General features: G+C 44.5%; 1 protein-coding gene. It reads left to right on the top strand.

Features of this window, described 5'->3' with window-relative positions; genetic code table 11:
- On the top strand, nucleotides 1–614 hold a 614-nt coding region (locus tag ACTXGO_RS15835; protein ID WP_443575194.1), incomplete at both ends, for a lipoate protein ligase C-terminal domain-containing protein.

The following is a 614-nucleotide window of genomic DNA, read 5'->3' as shown; positions in this document are numbered from 1 at the left end:
GGTAGCGCCTTTAAACATGCGGCGGATCGCAGCTTTCATCACGGTACTTTATTGGTCAATGCCAATATGCAAAAGCTAGGCGATTATCTCAATCCGCATCCGCTCAAGTTGCAAGCCAAAGGTATCAAATCGGTGCGTTCTCGTGTGGCTAACTTGGTTGAGTTTAATGAAGACATCAATCATGAGATTTTATCCGAGGCGATTATCGAGGCGTTTTACGAATACTATCATGTCACTGATTATGGCGACACTACGCCCGTAGAAGAGTTGGATGAAGCCAGTCTCGCCAAGCAGCCTAACCTGAATAAATACTATCAGCAAATGGCCGATTGGGACTGGCGCTTTGGCAAGACGCCGCAGTTTAATCATCATATAGAAACCCGTTTTGATTGGGGTATTATTGATTTGCATATGGATGTTCAGCAGGCAGTGATTACGGAGGTGGTTATCTTCTCGGATGCATTAAACGTGGAGTTAATTGAGCTATTAAAAGAAACGCTGACGGACATTAAATATAATCGAAGTGAGGTAAAAGCCAAGCTTGCTGAGCTAGCCCAAGCACATGCTGAATTAGCCGCGCAAGTTGATGATGTTTCTGAGTGGTTGCTTGATGA

This window comes from Psychrobacter sp. T6-1 (genome assembly GCF_052258445.1).
This window is presented reverse-complemented; position numbering and strand designations above follow the sequence as displayed.